At 40.9% G+C, this 1014-nt stretch carries 1 protein-coding gene; it reads left to right on the forward strand.

The genetic code is table 11. The features are described from left to right. Positions 1-141: 141 nt before the first annotated feature. A partial coding sequence (locus C200_RS04655) for an IS481 family transposase (protein WP_033923690.1) occupies positions 142-1014 on the forward strand: 873 nt, incomplete at its 3' end.

The following is a 1014-nucleotide window of genomic DNA, read 5'->3' on the forward strand; positions in this document are numbered from 1 at the left end:
AGGCGAGTGAAGTATTTAAACAACTGCATTGAAAATGATCACAAAGCGCTAAAGTTGTAGAACTTTAGATCTAATCTGACACTTGGGCCATATTGAACTAAATTTTCAATATGGATAATTAATCACACAAGGAGTGTTGTGATGACAAGTTTATCAGAAAAAATAATTAAGCCTAAACTAGGAGTTTTAGAATTAGCTAAACAATTAGGTAATGTTTCTAAGGCATGCGAAGTGATGGGGTATTCTCGAGATAGTTTTTATCGCTTCAAAAAGCTTTATGAAACGGGTGGCGAAGAAGCTTTGCAAGAGATTAGCAAGAAGAGGCCAAATGTGAAAAACCGTGTTCCTGAGCATATTGAGCAGGCAGTCATTGATTTAGCCATTGAAAACCCAGCGTTAGGTCAACTCCGTGCATCAAACGAACTGTTACAGAGAGGGGTCATAGTATCGAGTAGTGGTGTGCGATCAGTCTGGTTAAGGAATGGCCTTGAGACGTTCAAGAAGAGGCTCAAAGCGCTTGAAGCCAAATCAGCACAAGATGGAATTTTGCTGACGGAAGAGCAACTGCAAGCACTTGAGAAAGCAAAACAAGAAAAAGAAGCACATGGAGAAATTGAGACTGAACACCCAGGCTATCTCGGCTCCCAAGACACCTATTACGTTGGAACAATGAAAGGTGTTGGAAGAATTTATCAGCAGACATTTGTTGATACCTACAGCAGGGTTGCATTTGCTTGCCTGTATACCGAAAAAAATGCAGTGACGGCAGCTCATGCGCTGAATGAAAGTGTAATCCCCTGGTTTGAAGAGCGAGATACTCCATTGCTACGCATTTTAACTGATCGGGGAACAGAGTATTGCGGCAAGATAGAACATCACGCTTATCAGCTTTATTTAGCGATCGAAGATGTAGATCACACCAGAACAAAAGCCCGTTCACCTCAAACAAATGGTATTTGTGAACGCTTTCATCGCACGATGAAACAAGAGTTTTATGACATTGCTTTTCGTAAA

Source organism: Piscirickettsia salmonis LF-89 = ATCC VR-1361, assembly GCF_000297215.2.
Classification (GTDB): domain Bacteria; phylum Pseudomonadota; class Gammaproteobacteria; order Piscirickettsiales; family Piscirickettsiaceae; genus Piscirickettsia; species Piscirickettsia salmonis.